Origin of the sequence: Pseudomonas sp. 2hn, assembly GCF_019646095.1 — a bacterium.
Classification (GTDB): Bacteria; Pseudomonadota; Gammaproteobacteria; order Pseudomonadales; family Pseudomonadaceae; genus Aquipseudomonas; species Aquipseudomonas peradeniyensis.
Map to the genome: position 1 here is coordinate 4,773,469 of NZ_CP081016.1, position 23,337 is coordinate 4,796,805.

21 protein-coding genes are annotated in these 23,337 nt (G+C 63.2%); 7 read left to right on the plus strand and 14 right to left on the minus strand.

The features are described from left to right. The 3 genes from K2O50_RS21585 (at nucleotide 1) to K2O50_RS21595 (ending at nucleotide 5,434) form a co-directional block, all read left to right on the plus strand. Nucleotides 1-1,098 carry a DUF1513 domain-containing protein gene (locus K2O50_RS21585; RefSeq protein ID WP_050703876.1) on the plus strand — a complete coding sequence of 366 codons (1,098 nt, stop codon included), beginning with the start codon at nucleotides 1-3 and terminating at the stop codon, nucleotides 1,096-1,098. 141 nt (nucleotides 1,099-1,239) lie between these two features. Then, a complete protein-coding gene (locus K2O50_RS21590; RefSeq protein WP_050703875.1) occupies nucleotides 1,240-2,382 on the plus strand; it encodes an efflux RND transporter periplasmic adaptor subunit in 1,143 nt (380 codons plus the stop codon). A 13-nt stretch (nucleotides 2,383-2,395) separates the two neighbouring features. Next, on the plus strand, nucleotides 2,396-5,434 hold the full coding sequence (locus K2O50_RS21595; RefSeq protein WP_050703874.1) for a multidrug efflux RND transporter permease subunit: 3,039 nt from the start codon (nucleotides 2,396-2,398) through the stop codon (nucleotides 5,432-5,434). Nucleotides 5,435-5,782: 348 nt separating this feature from the next. Here K2O50_RS21595 and K2O50_RS21600 read toward each other — a convergent pair whose 3' ends face one another. The 6 genes from K2O50_RS21600 to colR all read right to left on the minus strand — a co-directional run bounded on the left by K2O50_RS21600 (nucleotide 5,783) and on the right by colR (nucleotide 11,452). Next, nucleotides 5,783-6,808 (minus strand): IS110 family transposase, encoded by a 1,026-nt coding sequence (locus K2O50_RS21600; protein WP_220689937.1) that lies wholly within the window; start codon nucleotides 6,806-6,808, stop codon nucleotides 5,783-5,785. A gap of 919 nt (nucleotides 6,809-7,727) precedes the next feature. Further along, a complete protein-coding gene (locus tag K2O50_RS26750; RefSeq protein ID WP_050703873.1) occupies nucleotides 7,728-7,958 on the minus strand; it encodes a hypothetical protein in 231 nt (76 codons plus the stop codon). After that, entirely contained in the window at nucleotides 7,955-8,656 is a 702-nt protein-coding gene (locus tag K2O50_RS21605) for a lipopolysaccharide kinase InaA family protein (RefSeq protein ID WP_050703872.1), read from the minus strand. Before K2O50_RS21605 ends, K2O50_RS26750 begins: the two co-directional genes overlap by 4 nt. Nucleotides 8,657-8,662: 6 nt before the next feature. Beyond that, a complete protein-coding gene (locus tag K2O50_RS21610; RefSeq protein WP_050703871.1) occupies nucleotides 8,663-9,343 on the minus strand; it encodes a class I SAM-dependent methyltransferase in 681 nt (226 codons plus the stop codon). Nucleotides 9,344-9,450: 107 nt separating this feature from the next. Next, a complete protein-coding gene (locus tag K2O50_RS21615; RefSeq protein WP_050703870.1) occupies nucleotides 9,451-10,779 on the minus strand; it encodes a HAMP domain-containing sensor histidine kinase in 1,329 nt (442 codons plus the stop codon). Next, a complete protein-coding gene (gene colR / locus K2O50_RS21620; protein ID WP_028689695.1) occupies nucleotides 10,769-11,452 on the minus strand; it encodes a two-component system response regulator ColR in 684 nt (227 codons plus the stop codon). The genes K2O50_RS21615 and colR overlap by 11 nt, the downstream gene beginning before the upstream one ends. Nucleotides 11,453-11,631: 179 nt before the next feature. Between colR and K2O50_RS21625 the strand changes: the two genes are divergently transcribed. Continuing rightward, entirely contained in the window at nucleotides 11,632-12,360 is a 729-nt protein-coding gene (locus K2O50_RS21625; protein ID WP_050703869.1) for a phosphatase PAP2 family protein, read from the plus strand. Nucleotides 12,361-12,472: 112 nt separating this feature from the next. Here the strand turns inward: K2O50_RS21625 and groL are convergent, their stop codons facing one another. The 5 genes from groL to K2O50_RS21650 all read right to left on the minus strand — a co-directional run bounded on the left by groL (nucleotide 12,473) and on the right by K2O50_RS21650 (nucleotide 17,266). After that, entirely contained in the window at nucleotides 12,473-14,113 is a 1,641-nt protein-coding gene (gene groL / locus K2O50_RS21630; protein ID WP_050703868.1) for a chaperonin GroEL, read from the minus strand. Between the two features lie 48 nt (nucleotides 14,114-14,161). Then, nucleotides 14,162-14,455 (minus strand): co-chaperone GroES, encoded by a 294-nt coding sequence (locus K2O50_RS21635; RefSeq protein ID WP_028689692.1) that lies wholly within the window; start codon nucleotides 14,453-14,455, stop codon nucleotides 14,162-14,164. 302 nt (nucleotides 14,456-14,757) lie between these two features. After that, entirely contained in the window at nucleotides 14,758-15,219 is a 462-nt protein-coding gene (locus tag K2O50_RS21640) for an FxsA family protein (RefSeq protein ID WP_050703867.1), read from the minus strand. 66 nt (nucleotides 15,220-15,285) lie between these two features. Further along, on the minus strand, nucleotides 15,286-16,011 hold the full coding sequence (locus K2O50_RS21645; RefSeq protein ID WP_050703866.1) for a HugZ family protein: 726 nt from the start codon (nucleotides 16,009-16,011) through the stop codon (nucleotides 15,286-15,288). 247 nt (nucleotides 16,012-16,258) lie between these two features. After that, the gene (locus K2O50_RS21650) at nucleotides 16,259-17,266 is read right to left on the minus strand and encodes a DUF481 domain-containing protein (protein ID WP_050703865.1); all 1,008 of its coding nucleotides are present in this window, start codon (nucleotides 17,264-17,266) and stop codon (nucleotides 16,259-16,261) included. Nucleotides 17,267-17,466: 200 nt separating this feature from the next. On the opposite strand from K2O50_RS21650, the gene K2O50_RS21655 reads away from it, so the two are divergent. Together K2O50_RS21655 and K2O50_RS21660 are read left to right on the plus strand one after the other, a co-directional pair. Continuing rightward, nucleotides 17,467-17,772 carry an MGMT family protein gene (locus tag K2O50_RS21655; RefSeq protein ID WP_050703864.1) on the plus strand — a complete coding sequence of 102 codons (306 nt, stop codon included), beginning with the start codon at nucleotides 17,467-17,469 and terminating at the stop codon, nucleotides 17,770-17,772. Nucleotides 17,773-17,816: 44 nt separating this feature from the next. Next, entirely contained in the window at nucleotides 17,817-19,364 is a 1,548-nt protein-coding gene (locus K2O50_RS21660; protein ID WP_050703863.1) for an AmpG family muropeptide MFS transporter, read from the plus strand. Between the two features lie 88 nt (nucleotides 19,365-19,452). On the opposite strand, the gene K2O50_RS21665 is transcribed toward K2O50_RS21660, so the two are convergent. The 3 genes from K2O50_RS21665 to K2O50_RS21675 form a co-directional block, all read right to left on the minus strand. Next, a complete protein-coding gene (locus K2O50_RS21665; protein WP_050703862.1) occupies nucleotides 19,453-20,697 on the minus strand; it encodes an MFS transporter in 1,245 nt (414 codons plus the stop codon). Between the two features lie 170 nt (nucleotides 20,698-20,867). After that, nucleotides 20,868-21,707 carry a mechanosensitive ion channel family protein gene (locus K2O50_RS21670; RefSeq protein WP_050703861.1) on the minus strand — a complete coding sequence of 280 codons (840 nt, stop codon included), beginning with the start codon at nucleotides 21,705-21,707 and terminating at the stop codon, nucleotides 20,868-20,870. Nucleotides 21,708-21,819: 112 nt separating this feature from the next. Beyond that, entirely contained in the window at nucleotides 21,820-22,305 is a 486-nt protein-coding gene (locus K2O50_RS21675) for a YajQ family cyclic di-GMP-binding protein (protein WP_011535522.1), read from the minus strand. A gap of 100 nt (nucleotides 22,306-22,405) precedes the next feature. Between K2O50_RS21675 and K2O50_RS21680 the strand changes: the two genes are divergently transcribed. After that, on the plus strand, nucleotides 22,406-23,323 hold the full coding sequence (locus K2O50_RS21680; RefSeq protein ID WP_050703860.1) for a putative 2-dehydropantoate 2-reductase: 918 nt from the start codon (nucleotides 22,406-22,408) through the stop codon (nucleotides 23,321-23,323). Nucleotides 23,324-23,337 lie beyond the last annotated feature (14 nt).

A 23,337-nucleotide genomic window follows, 5' to 3' on the forward strand; every position in this document is an offset into this window, starting at 1 on the left:
ATGCTGCGACGCCAGGCCCTGAAACTCGGTAGCGTGTTGCTCAGCGCCCTGACCCTGGGCGGCTGGAGCCTGTTCCGCGGCAAGGGCAGCGAACCCTTGCTGCTGTCGGCGCGCGACGACGGCGACGGCAAGCACTATGCCGTCGGCTTCCGCCTGGACGGCACCCAGGTGTTCAGCACCCAGGTGGCCCAGCGTTGCCATGCGATCATCAACCACCCGACGCTGCCGATCGCCTTGTTCGTCGCGCGCCGGCCCGGTACCGAGAGCTACCTGGTCGACCTGCGCGACGGCCGGCTGCTGCAGACCCTCGCCTCGCAAGCGCAGCGGCACTTCTACGGCCATGCGGTGATCCACAAGGATGGCGAGTGGCTGTACACCACCGAGAACGACACCACCGATCCCGGCCGCGGCGTCCTGGGCGTCTATCGGTTCGAAGGCGAACGCCTGGTGCACAGCGGCGAGCTTTCCACCCACGGCATCGGCCCTCATGAGGTGGCCTGGCTGCCCGATGGCGAGACCCTGGTGGTGGCCAACGGCGGTATCCGCACCGAGGCCGAGAGTCGGGTGGAAATGAACCTCGACGCGATGGAGCCGAGCCTGGTGCTGATGCAGCGCGACGGCACCCTGCTGAGCAAGGAGACCCTGGCCCAGCAGATGAACAGCGTGCGCCACCTGGCGGTGGGCGACGATGGCACCATCGCCGCCTGCCAGCAGTTCATGGGTGGCTCGGAAGAGACCGCCGAGCTGCTGGCGATCAAGCGTCCTGGCGAGCCGTTCAAGGCCTTCCCGGTGCCGGAGCGCCAGCTGCAGTCGATGGCCCAGTACACCGCCAGCGTCGCGATTCACAGCGACCTGCGCCTGGTGGCCTTGACCGCGCCACGGGCCAATCGCCTGTTCATCTGGGACCTGGACAGCGGCGCGGTGAAACTCGATGCGCCGATGCCCGATTGCGCCGGGGTCGGGGCAGTGAAGGATGGCTTCGTCGTCACCTCCGGGCAGGGGCGTTGCCGGTTCTACGATTGCCGCAAGGCGGAGCTGATCGGCCAGCCGATGAACCTGCCTTCGGGCTTCTGGGACAATCACCTGCATCTGGTCTGATTTGTCGTAAAAGCCATCGCGGGGCAAGTTTATCCCTCCCCTTTTCGCAAAAACCGACAATACTTTCCCCCACCGCACGTGGGCCAGATCGCCCGTGGTCGTGCCCAGTGAATAACAAACCCACATCCAGGGAACCGGACCATGTTGCGCCGCCGCATGCTGATCATGTTGGCCGTCGTCCTGCTGATCGTGTTGATCCTGGGGGGCATCAAGGCCTTTTCCATCTACCAGCAGGTGCAGATGTTCTCGCAGCCCCGGCCGCCGGTAAGCGTGGCCGCGGCCCAGGCCGAGCTGCGCCAGTGGCAGGAGCGCCTGCCGGCGGTCGGCAGCCTCAAGGCCTATCAAGGCGTGGAGCTGAGCCTGGAAGTCGCCGGCACGGTGAAGTCCCTGCACTTCGAGTCCGGGCAACAGGTGAAGGCCGGCCAGTTGTTGCTGCAACTGGACAGCGACCAGGAGACCGCCCTGCTCGGCACCGCCCAGGCCGACCTGGGGCTGGCCAAGGTCGACTTCGGTCGGGGCAGCCAGCTGGTCGGTGATTCAGCCATCTCCCGCGGCGAGTTCGACCGCCTGACCACCCAGTACCGGCGCAACCAGGCGGTGGTCGAACAGCTCAAGGCCTCGCTGGCGAAAAAGAGCATCAGTGCCCCGTTCAGCGGCACCATCGGCATCCGCCAGGTGGACGTCGGCGCCTACCTGGCCAGCGGCACGGTGATCGCCACCCTGCAGGACCTGTCCAGCCTCTACGTCGATTTCAATGTGCCCGAGCAGGCGCTGCCGCACCTGAGCCTCGGCCAGCGGGTGCTGGCACAGGTGGCCGCCTATCCCGAGCAGACCTTCCCCGCCAGCCTCAGCGCGATCAACCCCAAGGTCGAGGAAAGCACCCGCAACCTGCTGGTCCGTGCCACCCTGGCCAACCCCGATGGCAAGCTGCTGCCGGGCATGTTCGCCAGCCTGCAAGTGCTGTTGCCCGACCCGCAGCCGCAGGTGGTGGTGCCGGAGAACGCCATCACCTACACCCTCTATGGCAACTCGGTGTACCGGGTCAGCGAGAAAAAGGGCGAGGACGGCCAGCCCCAACGTGACGCCAACGGCCAGCCGCAGCTGATCGCCGAGCAGCTCACCGTGCAGACCGGCGAGCGCCGCGAGGGCTGGGTCGTGGTGCTCAAAGGGCTGCAGGCTGGCGATCAGGTGGTCACCGCCGGCCAGCTCAAGCTGACCCCCGGCGCGGCGATCCGCATCAGCGCCGACACCGCCCTCAAGCCCGCCGCGCCCGGCGCGAAGTGAACGGGAGGCGACCATGGCGTTCACCGACCCGTTCATCCGCCGCCCGGTGTTGGCTTGCGTGGTCAGCCTCCTGATCCTGCTGCTCGGCCTGCAGGCCTGGAGCAAGCTGCAGATCCGCCAGTACCCGCAGATGGAAAACGCCCTGATCACCGTGACCACCGCCTACCCCGGGGCCAATGCCGAGACCATCCAGGGCTACATCACCCAGCCCTTGCAGCAGAGCCTGGCCAGCGCCGACGGCATCGACTACATGACCTCGGTGAGCCGGCAGAACTTCTCGATCATTTCGGTCTACGCGCGGATCGGCGCCGACACCGACCGCCTGTTCACCCAGTTGCTGGCCAAGGCCAACGAGGTGCGCAACAAGCTGCCCCAGGACTCCGAGGACCCGGTGCTGAGCAAAGAGGCCGCCGATGCCTCGGCGCTGATGTACATCAGCTTCTACAGCAACGAGATGAGCAACCCGCAGATCACCGACTACCTGTCCCGGGTCATCCAGCCCAAACTGGCCACCCTGCCGGGCATGGCCGAGGCCGAGATCCTCGGCAACCAGGTGTTCGCCATGCGCATCTGGATCGACCCGGTGAAGTTGGCCGGCTTCGGCCTGTCGGCGGTGGACGTGACCAACGCCGTGCGCCGCTACAACTTCCTCTCCGCCGCCGGCGAGGTGAAGGGCGAGTACGTGGTCACCAGCATCAACGCCACCACCGAGCTGAAATCCGCCGAGGCCTTCGCCGCCCTGCCGGTCAAGACCAGCGGCGACAGCCGGGTGTTGCTGGGCGACGTGGCACGGGTGGAAATGGGCGCGGAAAACTATGACACGGTCAGTTCGTTCGACGGCACGCCGTCGGTGTACATCGGCATCAAGGCGACGCCTGCGGCCAACCCGCTGGAGGTGATCAAGGAAGTGCGACGGATCATGCCGCAGCTGGAAGAGGAACTGCCTTCGAGCCTCAAGGTGTCCATCGCCTACGACGCCACCCTGTTCATCCAGGCGTCCATCGACGAGGTGATCAAGACCCTCGGCGAAGCAGTGCTGATCGTCATAGTCGTGGTGTTCCTGTTCCTCGGAGCCCTGCGCTCGGTGGTGATCCCGGTGGTGACCATCCCGCTGTCGATGATCGGCGTGCTGTTCTTCATGCAGATGATGGGCTACTCGCTGAACCTGCTGACGCTGCTGGCCATGGTGCTGGCCATCGGCCTGGTGGTGGACGACGCGATCGTCGTGGTGGAAAACATCCACCGTCATATCGAGGAGGGCAAGACGCCCTTCGACGCGGCCCTGGAAGGTGCCCGCGAGATCGCCCTGCCGGTGGTGTCGATGACCATCACCCTGGCCGCGGTGTACGCGCCCATCGGCTTTCTCACCGGGCTGACCGGTGCCTTGTTCAAGGAGTTCGCCCTGACCCTGGCCGGAGCGGTGGTCATCTCCGGCATCGTCGCCCTCACCCTGTCGCCGATGATGTGCGCCCTGCTGTTGCGCCACGAGCAGAACCCCAGTGGCCTGGCCCACCGCCTGGACCTGATTTTCGACGCGCTCAAGGTGTGCTACCAGCGCCTGCTGCACGGCACCCTGAACAGCCGCCCGGTGGTGCTGGTGTTCGCCGTGCTGATCCTGTGCCTGATTCCGGTCTTGCTGATGTTCACCCGCAACGAACTGGCGCCGGAGGAGGACCAGGGGGTGATCTTCATGATGAGCAGCTCGCCGCAGACCGCCAACCTGGACTACCTCAACGCCTACACCGACCAGTTCACGCCGATCTTCAAGCGCTTCCCCGAGTACTACTCGTCGTTCCAGATCAACGGTTTCAACGGTGTGCAGAGCGGGATCGGCGGCTTCCTGCTCAAGCCCTGGAACGAGCGCGAGCGTACGCAGATGCAGTTGTTGCCGCTGGTGCAGGCCGAGCTTGAGCAGATCGGCGGCCTGCAGATCTTCGGTTTCAACCTGCCGTCGCTGCCCGGCACCGGCGAGGGCCTGCCGTTCCAGCTGGTGATCAACACCGCCGGTGACTACCCGGCCCTGCTGGAGGTGGCCCAGCGGGTCAAGGAGCGCGCCCAGGCGTCGGGCAAGTTCGCCTTCCTCGACATCGACCTGGCCTTCGACAAGCCCGAGGTGGTGATCGACATCGACCGCGCCAAGGCGGCGCAGATGGGGGTGTCGATGGACACCCTGGGCAGCACCCTGGCGACCTTGCTGGGCGAGGCCGAGATCAACCGCTTCACCCTCGAAGGCCGCAGCTACAAGGTCATCGCCCAGGTCGAGCGCCCATACCGGGCCAACCCTGGCTGGCTAAATAACTACTACGTGAAGAACGAGCAGGGCCAGCTGCTGCCGCTCGCGACCCTGATCACCCTCAGCGACCGCGCCCGGCCGCGCCAGCTCAACCAGTTCCAGCAGTTGAACTCAGCGATCATCCAGGGGGTGCCGCTGGTGAGCATGGGCGAGGCCCTGGAAACCGTGCGCGCCATCGCTCGCGAGGAGGCGCCCGAGGGGTTCTCGCTGGACTATGCCGGGACGGCGCGGCAATTCGTCCAGGAGGGCAGCGCGTTGTGGGTGACCTTCGGCCTGGCGCTGGCGATCATCTTCCTGGTGCTGGCGGCGCAGTTCGAGAGTTTTCGGGATCCGCTGGTGATTCTGGTGACGGTGCCGTTGTCGATCTGCGGGGCGTTGTTGCCCTTGTTCCTGGGGGTATCGAGCATGAACATCTATACCCAGGTGGGGTTGGTGACCCTGATCGGGCTGATCACCAAGCATGGGATTCTCATTGTCGAGTTTGCCAATCAGCTACGGGATGAGCGGGGGCTTGGGGTACGGGAGGCGATCGAGGAAGCTGCCGCGATTCGCCTGCGGCCGGTGCTGATGACCACGGCGGCCATGGTGTTTGGCATGGTGCCCTTGATTTTGGCCTCTGGGGCCGGGGCGGTCAGCCGGTTTGATATCGGGATGGTGATTGCTACCGGGATGTCGGTTGGGACGTTGTTTACGTTGTTTGTTTTGCCTTGTATTTATAGTGTTTTGGCGCATAAGGGAGGGGTTGGTGTTCGTGGGTGATTGTTTTTGGTTTTGTATGCGCATTCATTGGCGATGGTGACGCATAGTCACCTTTCCGCCCTTACGGCGGGTCCCTTTTTGAAGGATCAAAATCTATGGTCACCCCGTTTTCTGCAATACTGTTCATCAGATGAAATGGATGGCTTGCGTAAATCTATCCGGCGTCTGATGGGCTCGTATCCGCCCGCGCCACGATGAGCGTTCGCACCTGACAATCCTTAAAAAGTAAGCGGCTTCCAAGAGCCATTTTTGATCCCAGGATCATCGTCAGGCCGATCGGCCGTTTGTTTCATCTGTTGTACAGCTATCGCAAAACCTGATGGTGAAACACGGTGCAGCACTACGGGGTCAGGCGTTCATGGCGCCTGGCTCCGTTTTATATTGCGTGTGCCGAGTGGTAATGGCCCAAGCGATGCGTGCCAGTTTGTTGGCCAACGCGCAGGCCACCACGTTGGAGTGACGTCGAGCGAGCAGTGAGCGCACCCAATCGGCTAATGGGCCTTTCTGGTACTTCAAACGCATCAGGTAAACCCGTGCGCATTGCACCAGCAAGCGTCGAAGGTTCTTGTCGCCGCGCTTGCTAATCCCCAGCAAATTCTGTCTGCCACCGGTACTGTACTGACGGGGCACCAGACCTACAGAGGCCGCAAAGTCCCGGCTACTGCCGTATTGCTGGCCATCGCCCATTTCCACAGCCAGCAGGCTGGCGGTGATCGGTCCGACACACGGAATACTCAGCAAACGACTACCCAGATCATCGTCAGTCAGCTGGCTCACCAGCTCTTCGTCCAACAACTTGATCTGCTCGCTCAGGTAGACGAAATGCTCATGTAGCCGCTGCAACAATGCGACAAGACGTACAGGCAAGTCGTGCTCTTCAAGCACAGAAGCGAGGCGTTTGACCACTGCCAGTCCGGTCGGCAGGCTGACGCCGAATTCGAGCAGGAACCCATGCATCTGGTTCACCGTCTTGGTTCGGTCGCGGATCAATGATTCACGCATCCGATGAGAAACAGAGAGCGTTTGCTGCTCAGGCGATTTTGGCGTCACAAAGCGCATGGAAGGCCGGGAAGCAGCTTCGCAGATGGCTTGCGCATCAACGAAGTCGTTTTTGTTGCTCTTGACGAAAGGCTTAACAAACTGAGGCGAGATCAGCTTGGCTTCATGCCCCATCGCCGTGAGTTCTCGAGCCAGATAGTGCGAACAGGCACAGGCCTCCATCACCACCGTGCAGGGAGGATGATTGGCCAGAAACCGCATCATCTGCAGCCTTGAGCACTTCTTGCGCGATACCTCTTTGCCGAACTTGTCCTGGGCATGCAGGTGGAAGGTATGTTTGCCGATGTCGATGCCGATCAGTGTCACGGTGCTCATGATGACGGTCTCCGAAGAAAAAACACCCTGCGAAAGCGTACGCCTCGCAGGGTGCCGGGGTGACCATCTCATTAAGGAACCAAAAAATCCTCGCTCCATTCATCCGGCCCCTACGCTGCGCTCCGGGGTCCCCTCGCTCCGTTCTTGCTCCCGGGAGGACCGCGCTGAACGCCCCATCCTGGGGCGCAGCGCTTGACGGCCATCCATGGCCGTCACCTCCCTCCGCAAGAACTCCGCTCGGCCTCCTGAAGTCGCAATTGGTGTTGCCTGAACTACCGCGTGCTTAGAAGCAAGAGCAAGAGTAAGAGCAAGAGCAAGAGCAAGAGCAAGAGCAAGAGCAAGAAATTCAAAGTTATTTATTTGACAGTTAGTTATGTACTAATTGTTCCGACCCATTCGCGGGGCAAGCCCGCTCCTACAGGGTTTTATATCACGGCGACTATTGCGTGGGAGCGGGCTTGCCCCGCGATGCGATCGAGAGATGAATTAAGTTTAAACTAGCGACAGCTGCGCAAGTCCAGGCGCCGCTCGTAACTTCGCGACTTCAGGAGGCCGAACGCAGGACTTGCGGAGGGAGGTGACGGGCATGGATGCCCGTCAAGCGCTGGGGCCCAGGATGGGCCCTGCAGCGCGGTCCTCCCGGGAGCAAGGCCGGAGTGAGGGGACCCGGAGCGAAGCGTAGGGCCGGATGAATGGAGCGAGGATTTTTTGGTGACTTTTTGATCCTTCAAAAAGTTACCCGCCGTAAGGGCGGAAAGGTGAATAAGCGTCGACATCGCAAATGAATGCGCATACAACTTCAAAAACAAAACACCAACCAACCAACCAACCAACCAACCAACCAACCAACTACGAACCCCAAATAAACAAACGCCAGAGATCCATAAACAAACCCCTGGCGCAAAACACATAACCCACGTCAACCAAACGGCCGCAACCCCTGCCTCATCCCAAACAAGAACAACAGAAGATCATGATCCGGCTCAGCCCGCCCCCGCTCTTCCCTGGCCACCCGTGGTAACGGACACACCCCACCGACCTCAGCCTTGCTGAAGACCGTAGGCCGCGGCTGCTCCCAGGCCGCCGCCGCCGCCGTGGTCACCGCCAACGCCGCGACCAGGAATAAAGCTCGAGCGATTTCTAGTTTCATTGCTCTAAACCTTTGACCGCGCTGCCAAACGCCATTTGGTAAAAATAGAGCAAGGTCTGCCATTCCGCCTCGTTGAACGACGAGTGGCGGCGCAACTGCCGCAGGTCGTTATAGGCCGCCCGCTGGCAACTGATCCGCCGCCGGCATTTCTCGAGGTCCAGCAACGCCACTTCCACACGCGCCTGGTCGCCCTCGCCCAGTACCTTGACGAACACATGCTTGCCGTACAGACAGCCATGCTGCCAATGCCCCAGGTGCATGCGCGCCAGGTTGTCGGCCAAATCCTTGAGCATGCGCTCGTGCACCGCCTGCGGGTAATGCTCGCGGGCCCCCGAGGCATGCCAGGCATCGAGGTCGACGAAACCATCGAGCGCCTCGCTGACCAACAACGCCCGCCACTGATGATCCGCATCGCGCTCGGCCCCGGCATAGACGATTCGCGGTACCCGCACGCCCAGTTGCTCGAAACTGTTCAGCGCATCGAGTTCGCGCAACACCGTGGGGCGCCCGAACGGATGCAGCAGGCTGCGGTAGATGTGCCCGACCTGACGTTTGGCATACAGCAGATGGCCATCGCCGTCGCTCAGGCGCTGCACGCCACTTTCGCCACCACGCCGCTGGTTGGGCTCCTCGACCCACTCCCCCTGCTGCTGCCAGTAGTAGTCGAACTGCCTGGACTGATTCTGGACTACCGCCATCACTCATTACCCCTTGCGCAATACGTACACTCGCCACATGGCATAGAACGGCAGAAAGTCGAGTCGTTCCTGAATTCTGAATCCCGCTGACACAAATTCTTCTTCAACTGTAGCCGCCGGTAACACGAAGCGGTTCTGGTAGCTGTCCTGCGCGGCCCGGGCACTGCGCCTGGCTTCGAGCTTGCGGCGGCGCCAGGCCTTGAAATTGCCATCCACCCACAGTGAAAGGATTACGCTGTCGCGGCTAACTCGTTGAAACTCCGAAAGAATTGTCTTCCGATGGGCCGGATCACCGATATGGTGGAACAGGCGCATGCAAAAGATGCTGTCGACCGCGTTGTCCGGCAGGTCGATGGCGAACGCGGAAGTCTGCAAGGGGCGTACCCGCGCAACCACCTCTGGCGGTTGTGACGCACAGGCTGTCTCGATCATCGCCGCCGAATTGTCGGCACCGATGATCACGCGGTTGGCCTTTTCGGCCAGCAGCGGCCAGAACCGTCCGGCGCCGCAGGGCAGGTCGAGCACCAGGCCAGGCTCACCGGCCAGCGCCAGGGCGCGGCGGGCCAGTTGCTCGTCACGCTGGTGGGAAAGGCGTCGAGCCAGGCCATCCTGATGCTTGAGGAAGTATTCCCGGGCGTGATTGCGGTCGTACTTGTCCGAGAATTCGAGTTTGATGGGGCTACGCATTGGACATCTCCTGACTCCAGTGCGCTCACCTTAGGTAGGCAAGCGTTGGAATCAGGTCATGTCGATGTGAAAAATCTGTCAGCGCCCAATGCAGGTGTTACAGGACGTTAATCAGGATCCAATAGCCCATCCCGGCCTTCACCGTCCTGCACCACTTTCGTACCCTGGCTCAGGTCGACCTGGAAGCGGCAGCCATGGGGCAGCGTCGCGGTCAGGGTGACGCGCCAGCCCTGGTCGTCACAGATGCGTTGCACCAGCGACAACCCCAGGCCCAGGCCCTCGCCACGGCGCTCGTCGCCTCGCACGAACGGCCGGAACATCGCCTCGCGCTGCTCCTCCGGAATCCCCACGCCACTGTCCTCGACACTGAAACCGTTGGCCTCAAGGCTCAGGCGGATATAGCCGCTGTCGGTGTAATGCGCCGCGTTGCGCAAGAGGTTACCCATCACCGACTGCAGGAACGTGGCGTTGTACAGCACCGGGCTGGCACTGACTCGACCATCGTAGTAAAGCGCCAGCCCCTTCTGTTCGATGGTGTCACGCCATACCCCTATCAGATCGTCGCCCACCTCGCGCAAGCTTGCCCGTGAAGCGACGGCACCTTCATCGCGCTGGGCACGGGCAAGCATCAGGAAGGTCTTCACCAGTTCGCGCATTTCCTCGGTTGCCCGTGCAATGCGTTCGACCTGGCTGCGCGCCCGCACATCAAGGCCGGGGTTTTCCATCAACAGCTCGCAAGAGGTCGCCAGGACCATCAACGGCGTGCGCAGCTCATGACTGACATCGCTGGTGAACAACCGCTCTCGGGTCAGGGCGTCCCGAAGACGCCCCAAGGTATCGTCGAAGGCAACGGCCAGCTGGCCGACCTCGTCCGCCGCGTAGTCCGGCGCCAACGGCGGCGCCAGGCCCAGCAACTGGTCACGGTGGCGCACCTGGCGCGCCAGGCGGATCACCGGCGCCATCACCCGCCGCGCCAGCAACCAGCCGAGGATCACCGCCAGGGCCAGGCTGAGCACGAAGCCGACCACCACCACGGCGAACAGCACCCGCTCGCGCTCCTCGAAATCGCTCTGGTCCTGCAGCAGCACATAGCGCCGCCCGTCGACGATCTCGACCATGGCATGGTACGAAAGCTGGTCGCGAAACACCTCGTGGAAGCCCGCATCCAGGTGACGCAGGTCCTTGGGCAACTCGAAGTCATCGCGCCCGCCACTGAAATAGAACAGCTGGTCGGGGCGTGGCCGGTGGCTCCAGTCGCTGACGCTGTCCATGCGCAGCAGGCGCTGCAGATCGCCACCGAGCACCGAGGAGATCAAGCGTTCCTCGACCAGGTGCACCGTGGCGACGATGCCGAAGGCGAAGGCCCCGGCCACCAGCGCGCTCATCAACGCGAATGCGATGATGATGCGCTGGGCAAGGCTCTGCTTAAACTCCATCGCGACCCTCGGCGAGGCGATAGCCGACGCCATGGACGGTATGCAGCAGGGGCTTGTCGAACGGCTTGTCGATCACCTGGCGCAACTGGTGGACGTGACTGCGCAGGCTGTCGCTGTCCGGGCAGTCGTCGCCCCACAGCGCTTCCTCGAGTACTTCCCGACGCAACACATGAGGGCTCTTCTGCATCAACACGGCCAGCAGCTTCAGGCCGACCGGGTTGAGCTTGAGCAGGCGCCCCTGGCGGGTCACCTCCAGGGTATCGAGGTCGTAGCTCAGGTCGGCGACCTGCAAGGTACGCCGCCCTCCACCCTGGGCGCGGCGCAGCACGGCCTCGATGCGCGCCGCCAGTTCGGATAGCGCGAACGGCTTGAGCAGGTAATCGTCCGCGCCCGAGCGGAAGCCCTGCAGACGGTCGTCCAGCTGGTCGCGGGCGGTGAGCATGATCACCGGCGTGTCGCGCCGGGCATCCTCGCGCAGACGCTTGCACAGCGTATAGCCATCGATGCCCGGCAACATGATGTCGAGCACGATCAGGTCGTAGTGTTCGGTCGCGGCCAGGTGCAGGCCGGACAGGCCATCCTGGGCACAGTCGACGGTGTAGCCCTTCATGCCGAGGTAGTCGGCCAGGTTGGCCAGAATATCGCGGTTGTCTTCAACCAAAAGAATGCGCATCGAGGTCTCCTGTGCGGCGCTTCGCCGGGCGCGGCAGGCGCAGCTTACGGCCAATGCCTGCATGGTGCCATGCCCTGGCTCGAAATCTCCGAACTTGACAGTTTTTTCACCGATCATTCACGCACTCAGGATAGCGGGCACCTGACAATGCACGGTCTTTTCCATCCTCTGGAGTCACCATGCAGGCATCCGTGCGCCCTCGCCCGATCAACCCGTGGCTGTACCTGGGCATCCCTTTCGTCACCGCCGTGGCCTTGATCCTGCTCGAATGGACATCGCTGGACATGGATGTGGCCAACCTGTTCTACGACCCGGTTGCCAGTCAGTTCATCGGTCGCCACAGCTACCTGCTGGAGACCATCCTGCATGACCGGGTCAAGCAGGGCGTGATCGTCTTCGGGCTGCTGGCCGTGGTCGGCTTCGCCCTGAGTTTTTTCTGGCAGCGGCTGCTGGGCTGGCGCCGCGAGCTGGGTTGCCTGGTGTTGGCGCTGGGGCTGTCGACCGCCTTCGTCACGCCGCTGAAGAAGGTGACCCAGGTGCAATGCCCTTGGAGCCTGACCCAGTTCGGCGGCAAGGAGACCTACAGCAAGCTGCTGGAGCCGCGCCCTGCCACCGACAAGCCCGGATTGTGCTGGCCGGGTGGGCATGCCGCGACCGGGTTCTGTCTGTTCGGCCTGTTCTTCATGCTGCGCGACCGCCGTCCGCGCCTGGCACGGGTGGCGCTGGGGGTGGCCTTCGTGGCCGGCTCGGTACTGTCGATCGGACGGATGATGCAGGGCGCGCATTTCCTGTCGCATAACGTGTGGACGGCGGTGTTCTGCTGGTTGATCGGGCTGGGGTCGTACTACCTGGTGCTGTATCGCAGAGGCGTTGCCAGGGCACCGGTGGCCGAACACCGCGCCGTCTGATGAGCAATCGCGGGGCAAGCCCGCTCCCACGCTTGCGACGATGCCAGACATGGCAAACGAAAAAGCCCCGCACTAGGCGGGGCTTTTTCTTGGTGCAGGGGGTAAGGCTGGCTTACATCATGCCGCCCATGCCACCCATGCCGCCCATGTCAGGCATGCCAGCAGCTGGCTTGTCTTCCGGCAGGTCGGCAACCATGGCTTCGGTGGTGATCATCAGACCGCCGATCGAAGCTGCGGCTTGCAGGGCCGAACGGGTGACCTTGGCTGGGTCCAGGATGCCCATCTCGATCATGTCGCCGTATTCGCCGGTAGCGGCGTTGTAGCCGAAGTTGCCCGAACCTTGCTTGACCTTGTCAGCGACAACGCTTGGCTCGTCGCCGGCGTTGGCAGTGATCTGGCGCAGCGGGGCTTCGACGGCGCGACGCAGCAGGGCGATACCGACGTTCTGGTCTTCGTTGTCGCCTTTGAGGTTGACAATGGCAGCCAGGGAGCGAACCAGGGCAACGCCACCGCCAGGCACCACGCCTTCTTCGACGGCTGCACGGGTAGCGTGCAGGGCGTCTTCAACGCGGGCTTTCTTCTCTTTCATCTCGACTTCGGTGCCAGCACCGACCTTGATCACGGCAACACCGCCAGCCAGCTTGGCCAGACGCTCTTGCAGCTTCTCACGGTCGTAGTCCGAAGTGGTGTCGGCAACCTGGGCGCGGATCTGGGTGACGCGAGCCTGGATGTCGGCTTCTTCGCCAGCACCGTCGATGATGGTGGTGTTTTCCTTGGACAGGATCACGCGCTTGGCGTTACCCAGGTGCTCCAGGGTGGCGGTTTCCAGGGACAGGCCGATCTCTTCGGAGATCACGGTACCGCCGGTCAGGACGGCGATGTCCTGCAGCATGGCCTTGCGGCGGTCGCCGAAGCCCGGGGCCTTGACCGCGGCAACCTTGACGATGCCGCGCATGTTGTTGACCACCAGGGTGGCCAGGGCCTCGCCCTCGACGTCCTCGGCAACGATCAGCAGCGGACGGCCGGCCTTGGCAACGGCTTCCAGTACTGGCAGCAGCTCGCGGATGTTGGAGATCTTCTTGTCGACCAGCAGCAGCAGAGCGCCTTCCAGCTCGGCAACCATGGTGTCCGGCTTGTTGACGAAGTACGGCGACAGGTAGCCACGGTCGAACTGCATGCCTTCGACGACGGACAGTTCGTTTTCCAGGCCCGAGCCTTCTTCAACGGTGATCACGCCTTCTTTACCGACTTTTTCCATGGCTTCGGCGATGATTTCACCGATGGAGTTGTCGGAGTTGGCGGAGATGGTGCCGACCTGGGCGATGGCCTTGGAATCGGCGCATGGCTTGGACAGGTTTTTCAGTTCGGCAACAACGGCAGCAGTGGCCTTGTCGATACCGCGCTTGAGGTCCATCGGATTCATGCCGGCAGCGACGGCCTTCAGGCCTTCGTTGACGATGGCCTGGGCCAGGACGGTAGCGGTGGTGGTGCCGTCACCGGCAGCGTCGTTGGCCTTGGAAGCGACTTCCTTGACCAGCTGGGCGCCCATGTTCTCGAAGGCGTCTTTCAGTTCGATTTCTTTGGCGACGGAAACGCCGTCCTTGGTGATGGTCGGCGCGCCGAAGCTCTTGGCCAGGACCACGTTGCGGCCTTTCGGGCCCAGGGTCGCTTTTACCGCGTCAGCCAGAACGTTGACACCAACCAGCATTTTCTTACGGGCGGAATCGCCGAATTTTACGTCTTTAGCAGCCATGATCGTTTAATCCTTGGAATTCTTTGGAGTAACGGGAAGTCGGGGAAATCAGGCTTCGATAACGGCCAGGATTTCGTTCTCGGCCATGACCAGCAGGTCTTCGCCATCGACTTTCACGGTGTTGCTGCCCGAGTAAGGGCCGAAAACCACTTTGTCACCCACTTTCACGGCCAGCGCGCGTACTTCGCCGTTGTCCAGGATACGACCGGTGCCGACGGCAACGACTTCACCGCGGTTTGGTTTTTCAGCGGCCGAACCCGGCAGGACGATACCGCCAGCGGTTTTCGATTCTTCTTCGCTGCGACGGATGACGACGCGGTCATGCAGAGGACGAAGCTTCATTGTCGATCTCTCCCAAATTGTGGTTTTCATCGGCCGGTGTCGACACCGGCGGGTTGATTCGATCCGGCGTTGCCGGGCGTGGCCCGCACAGGGCGAACCACCTATGTCATGTCTGGTGTCGCCACCAGAAACCTTGCGGTGACACATACATGAGGCCGGGATATTCGATTACAAGGCTTGCTACAGAAAAATTTTCACAAGGTGTGAGAATCATCGTGGGAGCGGGCTTGCCCCGCGATCAGGGCGACCGGCCCCATCGCGGGGCAAGCCCGCTCCCACGCATTCCGAGACCTTTTCGCGGGTTACTTGTCGCGGCGCTCGTACTCGCCCTCGATCACGTTCGGACGATGGCCACCATCGCGGGGCTGGGCCTGGAATGGGTCATCCTGGAACGCGCGCTGGCGCAGGGCCTGTTCCTCGGCGCGACGACGCAGCTTTCCGGCAACCAGGCGGCGGGTGAACGGCAACAGGCAGAGCAGGCCCAGCACATCGCTGATGAAGCCTGGCAACAGCAACAGACCACCACCAACGGTGAGCATCAGGCCTTGGAACATGTCCTCAGCCGGCAGTTCGCCGCGCTGCAGGCTCTCACGGGCACGCAGGGCGGTGGCCAGACCGGCCACACGCATCACCAGCACACCCAGGGCGGAACCGGCGATGATCAGCAGCAGCGCCGGAAAGAAACCGATGGCCGCGCTGACCTTGACGAAGACGAACAGCTCCAGCACGGGAAAAAGCAATAACAGCAGTAGAAAAGCACGCATCAAGGGTTCCTCGACGGAAGAGAATCTTCCTGTAAGACCATCAGATGGATGCCTCGACGCCTGTTTTCAACCCTCTGCTTGCGTCGAATCCGGCCACTTGTCAGCGCGTGCCAGTAAAACCAAGGCCTCACGGACTTGTGTCGGCGTGTTGCAGGAAGCGGGGAAAGGCAACCAGTAAATACCCTGGCCAATACGCAGGTGCATACCCTCGCTGTCGATGCCGACCATGTGCGCCGAGCGTGGCAACCCTGCCAGTTTTACGTAGTGCTCAATGGCATTGGCATGGTCATCGTTCATATGCTCGATCATGCTTTTTTCAACCTCACCCGCGAAAGGGTTGGCCAGGGTCACCTGATCGAGCCAGTGGATTGCGCCGAAGCCGCCGATGTAGCGGTGACGTACCGGCTGGAGTACCCAGAAATCGAAGTCGTGGGCCTTGTGGTAATTGGCCGATTCAGGGAAGTACCGGTAGTAGCGGGCCGCGGCAGCCTCGATGGCCGCTTCGTCGGTCAGCTTGCGCGCCTCGGCCATCACCGTAAGGCGCCCGACTGCCTGGACGTCCTCGGCGTCGCGCTCTCCCACCAGCAGCGAACACTTGGGGTCTTTCTGCAGGTTGTGGGTGTGCTGGGCGATACGGCTGATGAGGATCAGCGGATGGCCCTCGGCGTCCAGGCAATAAGGCACCACCGAACCGAAGGGATAGCCAGGCATGGACTTGGAGTGGGTCGAGAGAACGCCACGGTATTCCTTGAGCAGCAGTTCCCGGGCGGGGCGGAGGGCGTTGGTACTCACTGGAGAGGCTCCTGGCGGCGGACTGGATGGGTGACAAGATAAGCATTATCACCTGCGTCTGCCACTGGGTCTGCTGCCGTGTAGATCTACGCATACCCCTGTAGGAGCGGCCTTGTGCCGCGAAAGGGCTGCATAGCAGCCCCAGGATCTCAGCGATGAGGCAGACATCGCCGGGGCCGCCTTGCGGCCCTTTCGCGGCGCAAGGCCGCTCCTACAAAGAGCACGCACAGCGCTCTACCGGATCGACTCACCAGGTAACACCAAACCCGGCGGTATAGCGGGTCTTGTCCAGGTCGCTGTCGCGGGTGCCCTTGATCAGGTCCTTTTCCGCCTTCAGGTTGAGCGAGGCCCACTCGGTGACCTTGTAGCGCAGGCCCATCTCGGCATCCAGCGCGTACTCGGCCACCCCACCCAGCGGCTTGCCAACCTCGCCGTTGGTGAAGAACTCCACCTTCTTGCCGATCAGGTAGCGGTTGTAGTCCCACTTCACAGCGGCGGCATAGAAGTTGTCCTTGCCGCCATCGCGGTATTCGAAATCGGTGCGATTGATCAGCGAACCCAGCGAGAACGCGCCCAGTTCGTCATCCCAGAACTGGTAGCCCGGGCCGGTACCGACGGTACGCTGGCGCGCCAGGTCCTCGATATGGTCGCGCTTGTACTCCAGGCGCCCCTGCCAGAACCACTTCTCGGTGATGAAGCGGTCCAGGGCGTACTCGGCGCTCCAGTTGTTGGTGGTGGTGACGTCGTCCTTGGTCTCGCGGTTGTACTCGCCCTCTGCGTTGTGCCGCCAACGGCCATGGCGGGCGGTGGTCTTGAAGCTGACGTCGTAGTCGTCGGTGTTGTTCTCGGCGCGCTTGTAGTCCATGGCCACATCGACATTGCCCTTCCACAGGAAGTCCTCGACCACCGGCCGTGGCTTCATGATCTGCTCGATGCTGGCCAACTCGACGGTCTTCGGCGCATCGCCGTTGGCCAGGGTCACCTTGCCCGGTTCGGCGGCCTTGAGCGACTTGGCCTTCTCGCCGGAGTAGGCGTCCTGCTTGACCAGCAGTTCCTGGTCGCTCTCCAGCGTCTGCACCTGTTTCCAGTCCAGGGCGATCGAACCGCCATAGGGCGTCTCCAGCAGCAGCTTGCCGCCGTCGAATACCTTGATCTTGCCGCTCAGGCGGTCACCGTTCTTCATCCATACGGTGTCGGCGAGCACGGGGGTACAGAGGGACGCGGCGATGAGGCAAAGCAGGGTTCTAGAAGACATAAGCGCAATACGGGTTCGATTCGACGAAAAAGCCGGGCATTATCCAGATACCGACAACCTGAGCAAGGACAGACCCAGACCATGCCGATGAGTTCCACTCGCATTTGCCCGGACCGCCTGTCCGATTTCATTCACAGGCCAAATACCCCGTGACCTCGACGCCACCGCCCGCTGTGCCGGAGGATGCCGAGGCCCGACGAATGGCACTGTACTCGGTGCTGGGCCAGGTCCCCGCTGGCAAGGTGGTCAGCTATGGGCAATTGGCCGAACTGGCCGGCCTCGGCCGCGCGGCGCGCTGGGTCGGACGCACCCTAGGGCAGCTGCCGGCGGACACCCGCCTGCCCTGGCACCGGGTGCTGGGTGCCGGTGGCCGACTGAGCCTTGCCCTGGGCACTCCATCGGGCGACGAACAACGCGCCCGCTTGCGCGCAGAAGGCGTGAATGTGGCCAATAATCGTGTGGATATGGCACGCCATGGCTGGCGTCCAATGGAGCACAGCGGTTAGAGTGCGCGCTTTGTTTTCGCAAACCTTGAGGCAGATGTTGGCCCATGCCCCGTAAAACCTGGCGCGCTGCGCTCGCTGCCTATGCCAGCCCGTCAACTTTGGTGCTTTTGCTGCTCGGATTCGCCGCCGGCCTGCCGTACATGCTGGTGTTCTCGACGCTTTCGGTCTGGCTGCGCGAGGCGGGTGTGGCGCGTGAGACCATCGGCTATGCCAGCCTGATCGGCCTGGCCTACGCCTTCAAGTGGGTCTGGTCGCCGCTGCTCGACCAATGGCGCCTGCCGCTGCTCGGCGGCATGGGCCGTCGTCGTTCGTGGCTGCTGTTGTCCCAGGTGCTGGTGGTGCTCGGGCTGGTCGGCATGGGCTTCTGCGACCCGCAGAAGCATCTGTCGTGGCTGATCGCCCTGGCGGTGCTGGTGGCCTTCGCCTCCGCCACCCAGGACATCGCCGTCGACGCCTACCGCCTGGAGATCGCCGACGATCAGCGCCAGGCCGCCCTGGCCGCCAGCTACATGGCAGGCTACCGGGTCGCCGCCCTGCTCGCCACCGCCGGTGCGTTGTTCTTCGCCGAGTGGTTCGGCTCCACCGGTTTCAGCTACCTGCACCAGGCCTGGACCGGCACCTACGTGCTGTTCGGCGTGCTGATGCTGCCCGCGCTGTTCACCACCCTGGTGATGCGCGAACCGCCGGTGCCCCTGCGCACCCAGCTGTCGGCGGCCCGCTACGGGCTGATGCACCAGCTGGCGTCGGTGTTCGTGCTGATCATCCTGTTGGTCTCGGTGCCCGCCAGCTTCACCCAGCTGTTCAACACCGACTGGGCCAGCGTGGTGTTCGGCGACTCGACCATGCTCGACCTGCTGCTCGAGGACCGCGCCTTCCTGCGCCTGATCCTCTACGTGCTGCTGACCTGGGCCTGCCTGTCGTCCCTGGGCCGACGCGGCCTGGCGCCGGTGCTCACACCGGTCAACGACTTCATCGCGCGCTACCGCTGGCAGGCCCTGCTGCTGCTCGGGCTGATCGCCACCTACCGCATGTCCGACACGGTGATGGGCGTGATGGCCAACGTGTTCTACATCGACATGGGCTTCACCAAGGACCAGATCGCCAGCGTCAGCAAGATCTTCGGCCTGATCATGACCCTGGTCGGCGCTGGTGCCGGTGGCCTGCTGATCGTACGCTTCGGCATCCTGCCGATCCTGTTCATCGGCGGCGCGGCCTCGGCGGCGACCAACATCCTGTTCCTGATGCTGGCCGACATGGGCCCGAACCTGGAAATGCTGGTGGTGACCATTTCGCTGGACAACTTCAGTTCGGGGCTGGCCACGTCAGCCTTCGTCGCCTACCTGTCGAGCCTGACCAACCTGAAGTTCTCGGCCACCCAGTACGCGCTGCTGAGCTCGATCATGCTGTTGCTGCCGCGTTTGATCGGTGGCTATTCCGGGGTCATGGTGGAGAAGTTCGGCTACCACGACTTCTTCCTGATCACCGCGCTGCTCGGCGTGCCGACACTGGTGCTGATCGCCCTGCACTGGCGGCAGGAGGTTGGTCGGGGAAAGCCGGTGCCGGTGGAGAGTCCGGCGGCTGAACAGAACTAAGCCGTCACCGGCCTTATCGCGGGGCAAGCCCGCTCCCACGCTGACAAGTTGACCAGCTGCGTGGGAGCGGGCTTGCCCCGCGATGTTTCTACTGCACCACGGCCCCTTCCCCACGCCGACCGCCAACGACAAACCACAACGGCCAAAGCGCCAGCGCCCCTGCAATGCCTGCCGCCACGGCAAAGTGCATCAGGCTCGCGCCCGCGCCAAGCATCGCCAACACGGCGCCTCCCAGCCCCAGCAAGGCGATGGTGATCATTCCCAGCATCGCCGAGACCAGGCCCTTGCTCTGCTCGCTGGAGAACAGCGTCATGCGATACAGCACCGCGTTGGCCACTCCAAGCCCCAGCGCGTACAGCGACATGCCGGCCACCACGCTGGTCACCGTCGGCCAGCACCAGGTCGCCGCGACCATCAGCGACAGCCCCGCCAGATAAGGCCACAGGGCCCCACGCACCAATGCCGGCAGCGGATAGCGATCGGCAATGCGGTTGATGATCAGATTGCCCATGATCAGCCCACCGAACACCGGCAACTGCCACAATGCGTATTCCAGGGTGCTCAGGCCTTCGTCATGGATCAGCAGCACCGGCGACAGGCCGATCCAGCCGATCAACGGCAGCCCCACCAGCCCAAGTGCCGCACTGCCGGCCACGAAGCGCCGATTGCCCAGCAACTGGCCATAGCCTGCCAGCAACGGCAGCAGGTGGATGGGCGTGAACGGCAGGCGCGAACCGTCGCGACGCTCCACCCCCAGGGTTTCCGGCATCAGCCGGTAGAGCAGCAGCCAGCACAGCACCGCGCCCGCGGCAAACGCCACGAACAGCCAGCGCCAGTCCAGCCATTGCAGCATCAGGGTGCCCACCAGCGGGCCGAGCAGCGGCGACAGCAGGGCGATATTGGCCAGCAGGGCCATCATGCGCACCGCGTCGGCTTCGCTGAACGCTTCGTTGAGCGCCGGGTAGCTGACCGTGACCACGAAGCCCAGTCCGATGCCCTGCAACAGGCGCAGCAGGTTGAACAGGCCGATGTCCTGCACCCAGAAGGTCGCCAGGCAAGCCAGGCCGAAGAAGATGCAGCCGCCCAGCAGCAACGGGCGTCGGCCGTAGCGATCCGCCAGCGGGCCGATCAGCCACTGCAGCAGTACCCCGCCCAGCAGGTACAGGTTCAGGGCGTGGGGAATGTATTCGGGACTGGCCTGAAGATCGCCGACGACTACCGGCATGGCGGGCATGACCGCGTCGCTGGCGAGATAGGTCAGCAATTCGAACAGCGCCAGGGTCAGGCCGAACAGCAAGGCGCGCAAGGGAGTGATATACAGCAAAGGTTTCATGGCAGACATCGGGTTTGTAGGCAGGATCAAGGTATATGCCAGAAATGACAGTACCCGGCTGTGAACAAGTGTAAGGGTCCTGAAAAGCATCGCGGGGCAAGCACGCTCCCACAAGACCGGTACTGGCCATGTGGGAGCGTGCTTGCCCCGCGATGGGAAGCGACGCGGCGTTACTGGACCGCCGTCTCCTGCACCACGCGGATCACCCGCTGCGGAAACGGAATGTCGATCCCTTCGGCCTTGAGGCGGTCGCGGGCATGCTCGTTGAGCATGAACAGCACGTCCCAGTAGTCGGCAGTCTTGGTCCAGATACGCAGCGACACGGTGATCGAGCTGTCACCCAGGGTCGAGATCACCGCCTGCGGCGCCGGATCCTGCAGCACGCGCGGGTCCTGGGCCAGCTCCAGCAGCACGTTGCGCGCCTTCTGCAGGTCGGCGTCGTAGTCCACGCCCACGTCGAACACCACCTTGCGGGTCGGCTGGCGGTTGGTGTTGGTGATGATGCCGTTGGACAGGCTGCCGTTGGGCATGATCACCGTCTTGTTGTCGCCGGTGCGCAGCACGGTGTGGAAGATCTGGATGCTGTCCACGGTGCCCGCGACACCTTGCGCCTCGATCCAGTCACCGATGCGGAACGGACGGAACATCAGGATCAGCACGCCGCCGGCGAAGTTCGCCAGGCTGCCCTGCAAGGCCAGGCCGATGGCCAGGCCTGCGGCACCGATGGCGGCGACGAACGAGGTGGTCTCGATGCCGATCATCGACGCCACGCTGACCATCAGCAGCACCTTCAGCACGATGTTGGCCAGGGTGCTGATGAAACCCTGCAGCGCCGCGTCGGCACGCAGGCCGACCAGCTTGCCCAGGCGGGCGCTGAGTTTGTTGATGATCCACCAGCCAATGGCCAGTGTCAGCAGCGCCAGCAACAGGCGGCTGCCGTACTCCATGATCAAGGGGAGCCAGGTTTGCGATTGGCGGACCAGCTGATCGACTTCAGCGTTCAAATCCATGTTTATCTCCTGATGCCGAACGGCAAGTACACGATGAGGCGGGCAACGCAAAGCAAGCGGCCCGGACCCCGATGGACATCACTGCGCCATCAAGGTTCCGGGCCGCAGAGGATCAGTCGCGGAAGTTGTTGAACTGCAGCGGCATGTCGAATTCCTTGGTGCGCAGCAGGGCGATGGCTTCCTGCAGGTCGTCACGCTTCTTGCCGGTCACGCGAACCTGCTCGCCCTGGATGGCGGCCTGGACCTTGAGCTTGCCGTCCTTGATGGTGGCGACGATCTTCTTGGCCAGGTCCTTGTCGATGCCTTCGCGGAACTTGGCTTCCTGTTTCTTTTCCTTGCCGGATGCGTAGGGGTCCTTGGTTTCCAGGCATTTGACGTCGATCTTGCGCTTGACCAGCGCCAGGCGCAGGATTTCCAGCATCGCCTCGAGCTGGAACTCCTCCTCGGCGGTCAGCAGCACGGTCTGCTCCTTGTCCTTGAACTCGAAGGTGCCCTTGCCCTTGAGGTCGTAACGGCGGTCGAGGTCCTTGATGGCGTTGTCGACGGCGTTCTGCACTTCGTGCTTGTCCAGTTCCGATACCACGTCGAACGAAGGCATGGATGATCTCCAGAAAAAAAAGCGCGCTCGGCCTGAAGATGGAGCGCGTCGGGTTTGATGGTTAAAATGCGGACTCATTATAACGGGTTGCGAAACGCAGATGAGCAGCACCTGGCATATTCTCGGCGCCGGCAGCCTCGGCAGCCTCTGGGCCTGTCGCCTGGCCCGCGCCGGCAAGGCGGTCCGCCTGATCCTGCGTGACCAACAGCGCCTGGCCGCCTATGAGCACGGCGGCGGGCTGACCCTGGTCGAACAGGACGGCGCCCACCACTACGCGATCCCCGCGGAGACTGCCGACGCCCCCGGCCCGATCCATCGCCTGCTGGTCGCCTGCAAGGCCTACGACGCCGCGCCCGCCGTGGCCCGCCTGGCCCCGCGGCTGGCCAACGGCGCCGAGCTGGTGCTGTTGCAGAACGGCCTGGGCAGCCAGGACGAAGTCGCCGACCAGGTGCCCCACGCCCGCTGCATCTTCGCCTCCAGCACCGAGGGCGCGTTCCGCGAGGCCGACTGGCAGGTACGCTTCGCCGGCCACGGCTTCAACTGGCTGGGTGATCCGGCCAATCCCAACGTCCCATCCTGGTTCGAGGATCTGCACGACGCCGGCATCCCGGCCCAGTGGGCGCTCGATATCCCCACCCGTCTGTGGCGCAAGCTGGCGCTCAACTGCGCGATCAACCCGCTCACCGTGCTGCACGACTGCCAGAACGGCGGCCTGCTCGGCCACCTGGCCGAGGTCGACCAGCTGTGCGACGAACTGGCCGGCCTGCTGCGCCGCTGTGGCCAGCCCGAGGCCGCCAACGACCTGCACGAGGAAGTGCAGCGGGTGATCCTCGCCACCGCGGCCAACTACTCTTCCATGTACCAGGACGTCCGCCATGGCCGGCGCACCGAGGTTCACTACCTGCTCGGCCACGCCTGCCGCGCCGCCGCACGGCACGGCGCCAGCGTGCCGCATCTGGAAAAGTTGCGCCGGCGCCTGGCGGTAAACCTCGAGGCACGCGGCTTGCGCAGCGACTGACGGCATTCATCCAC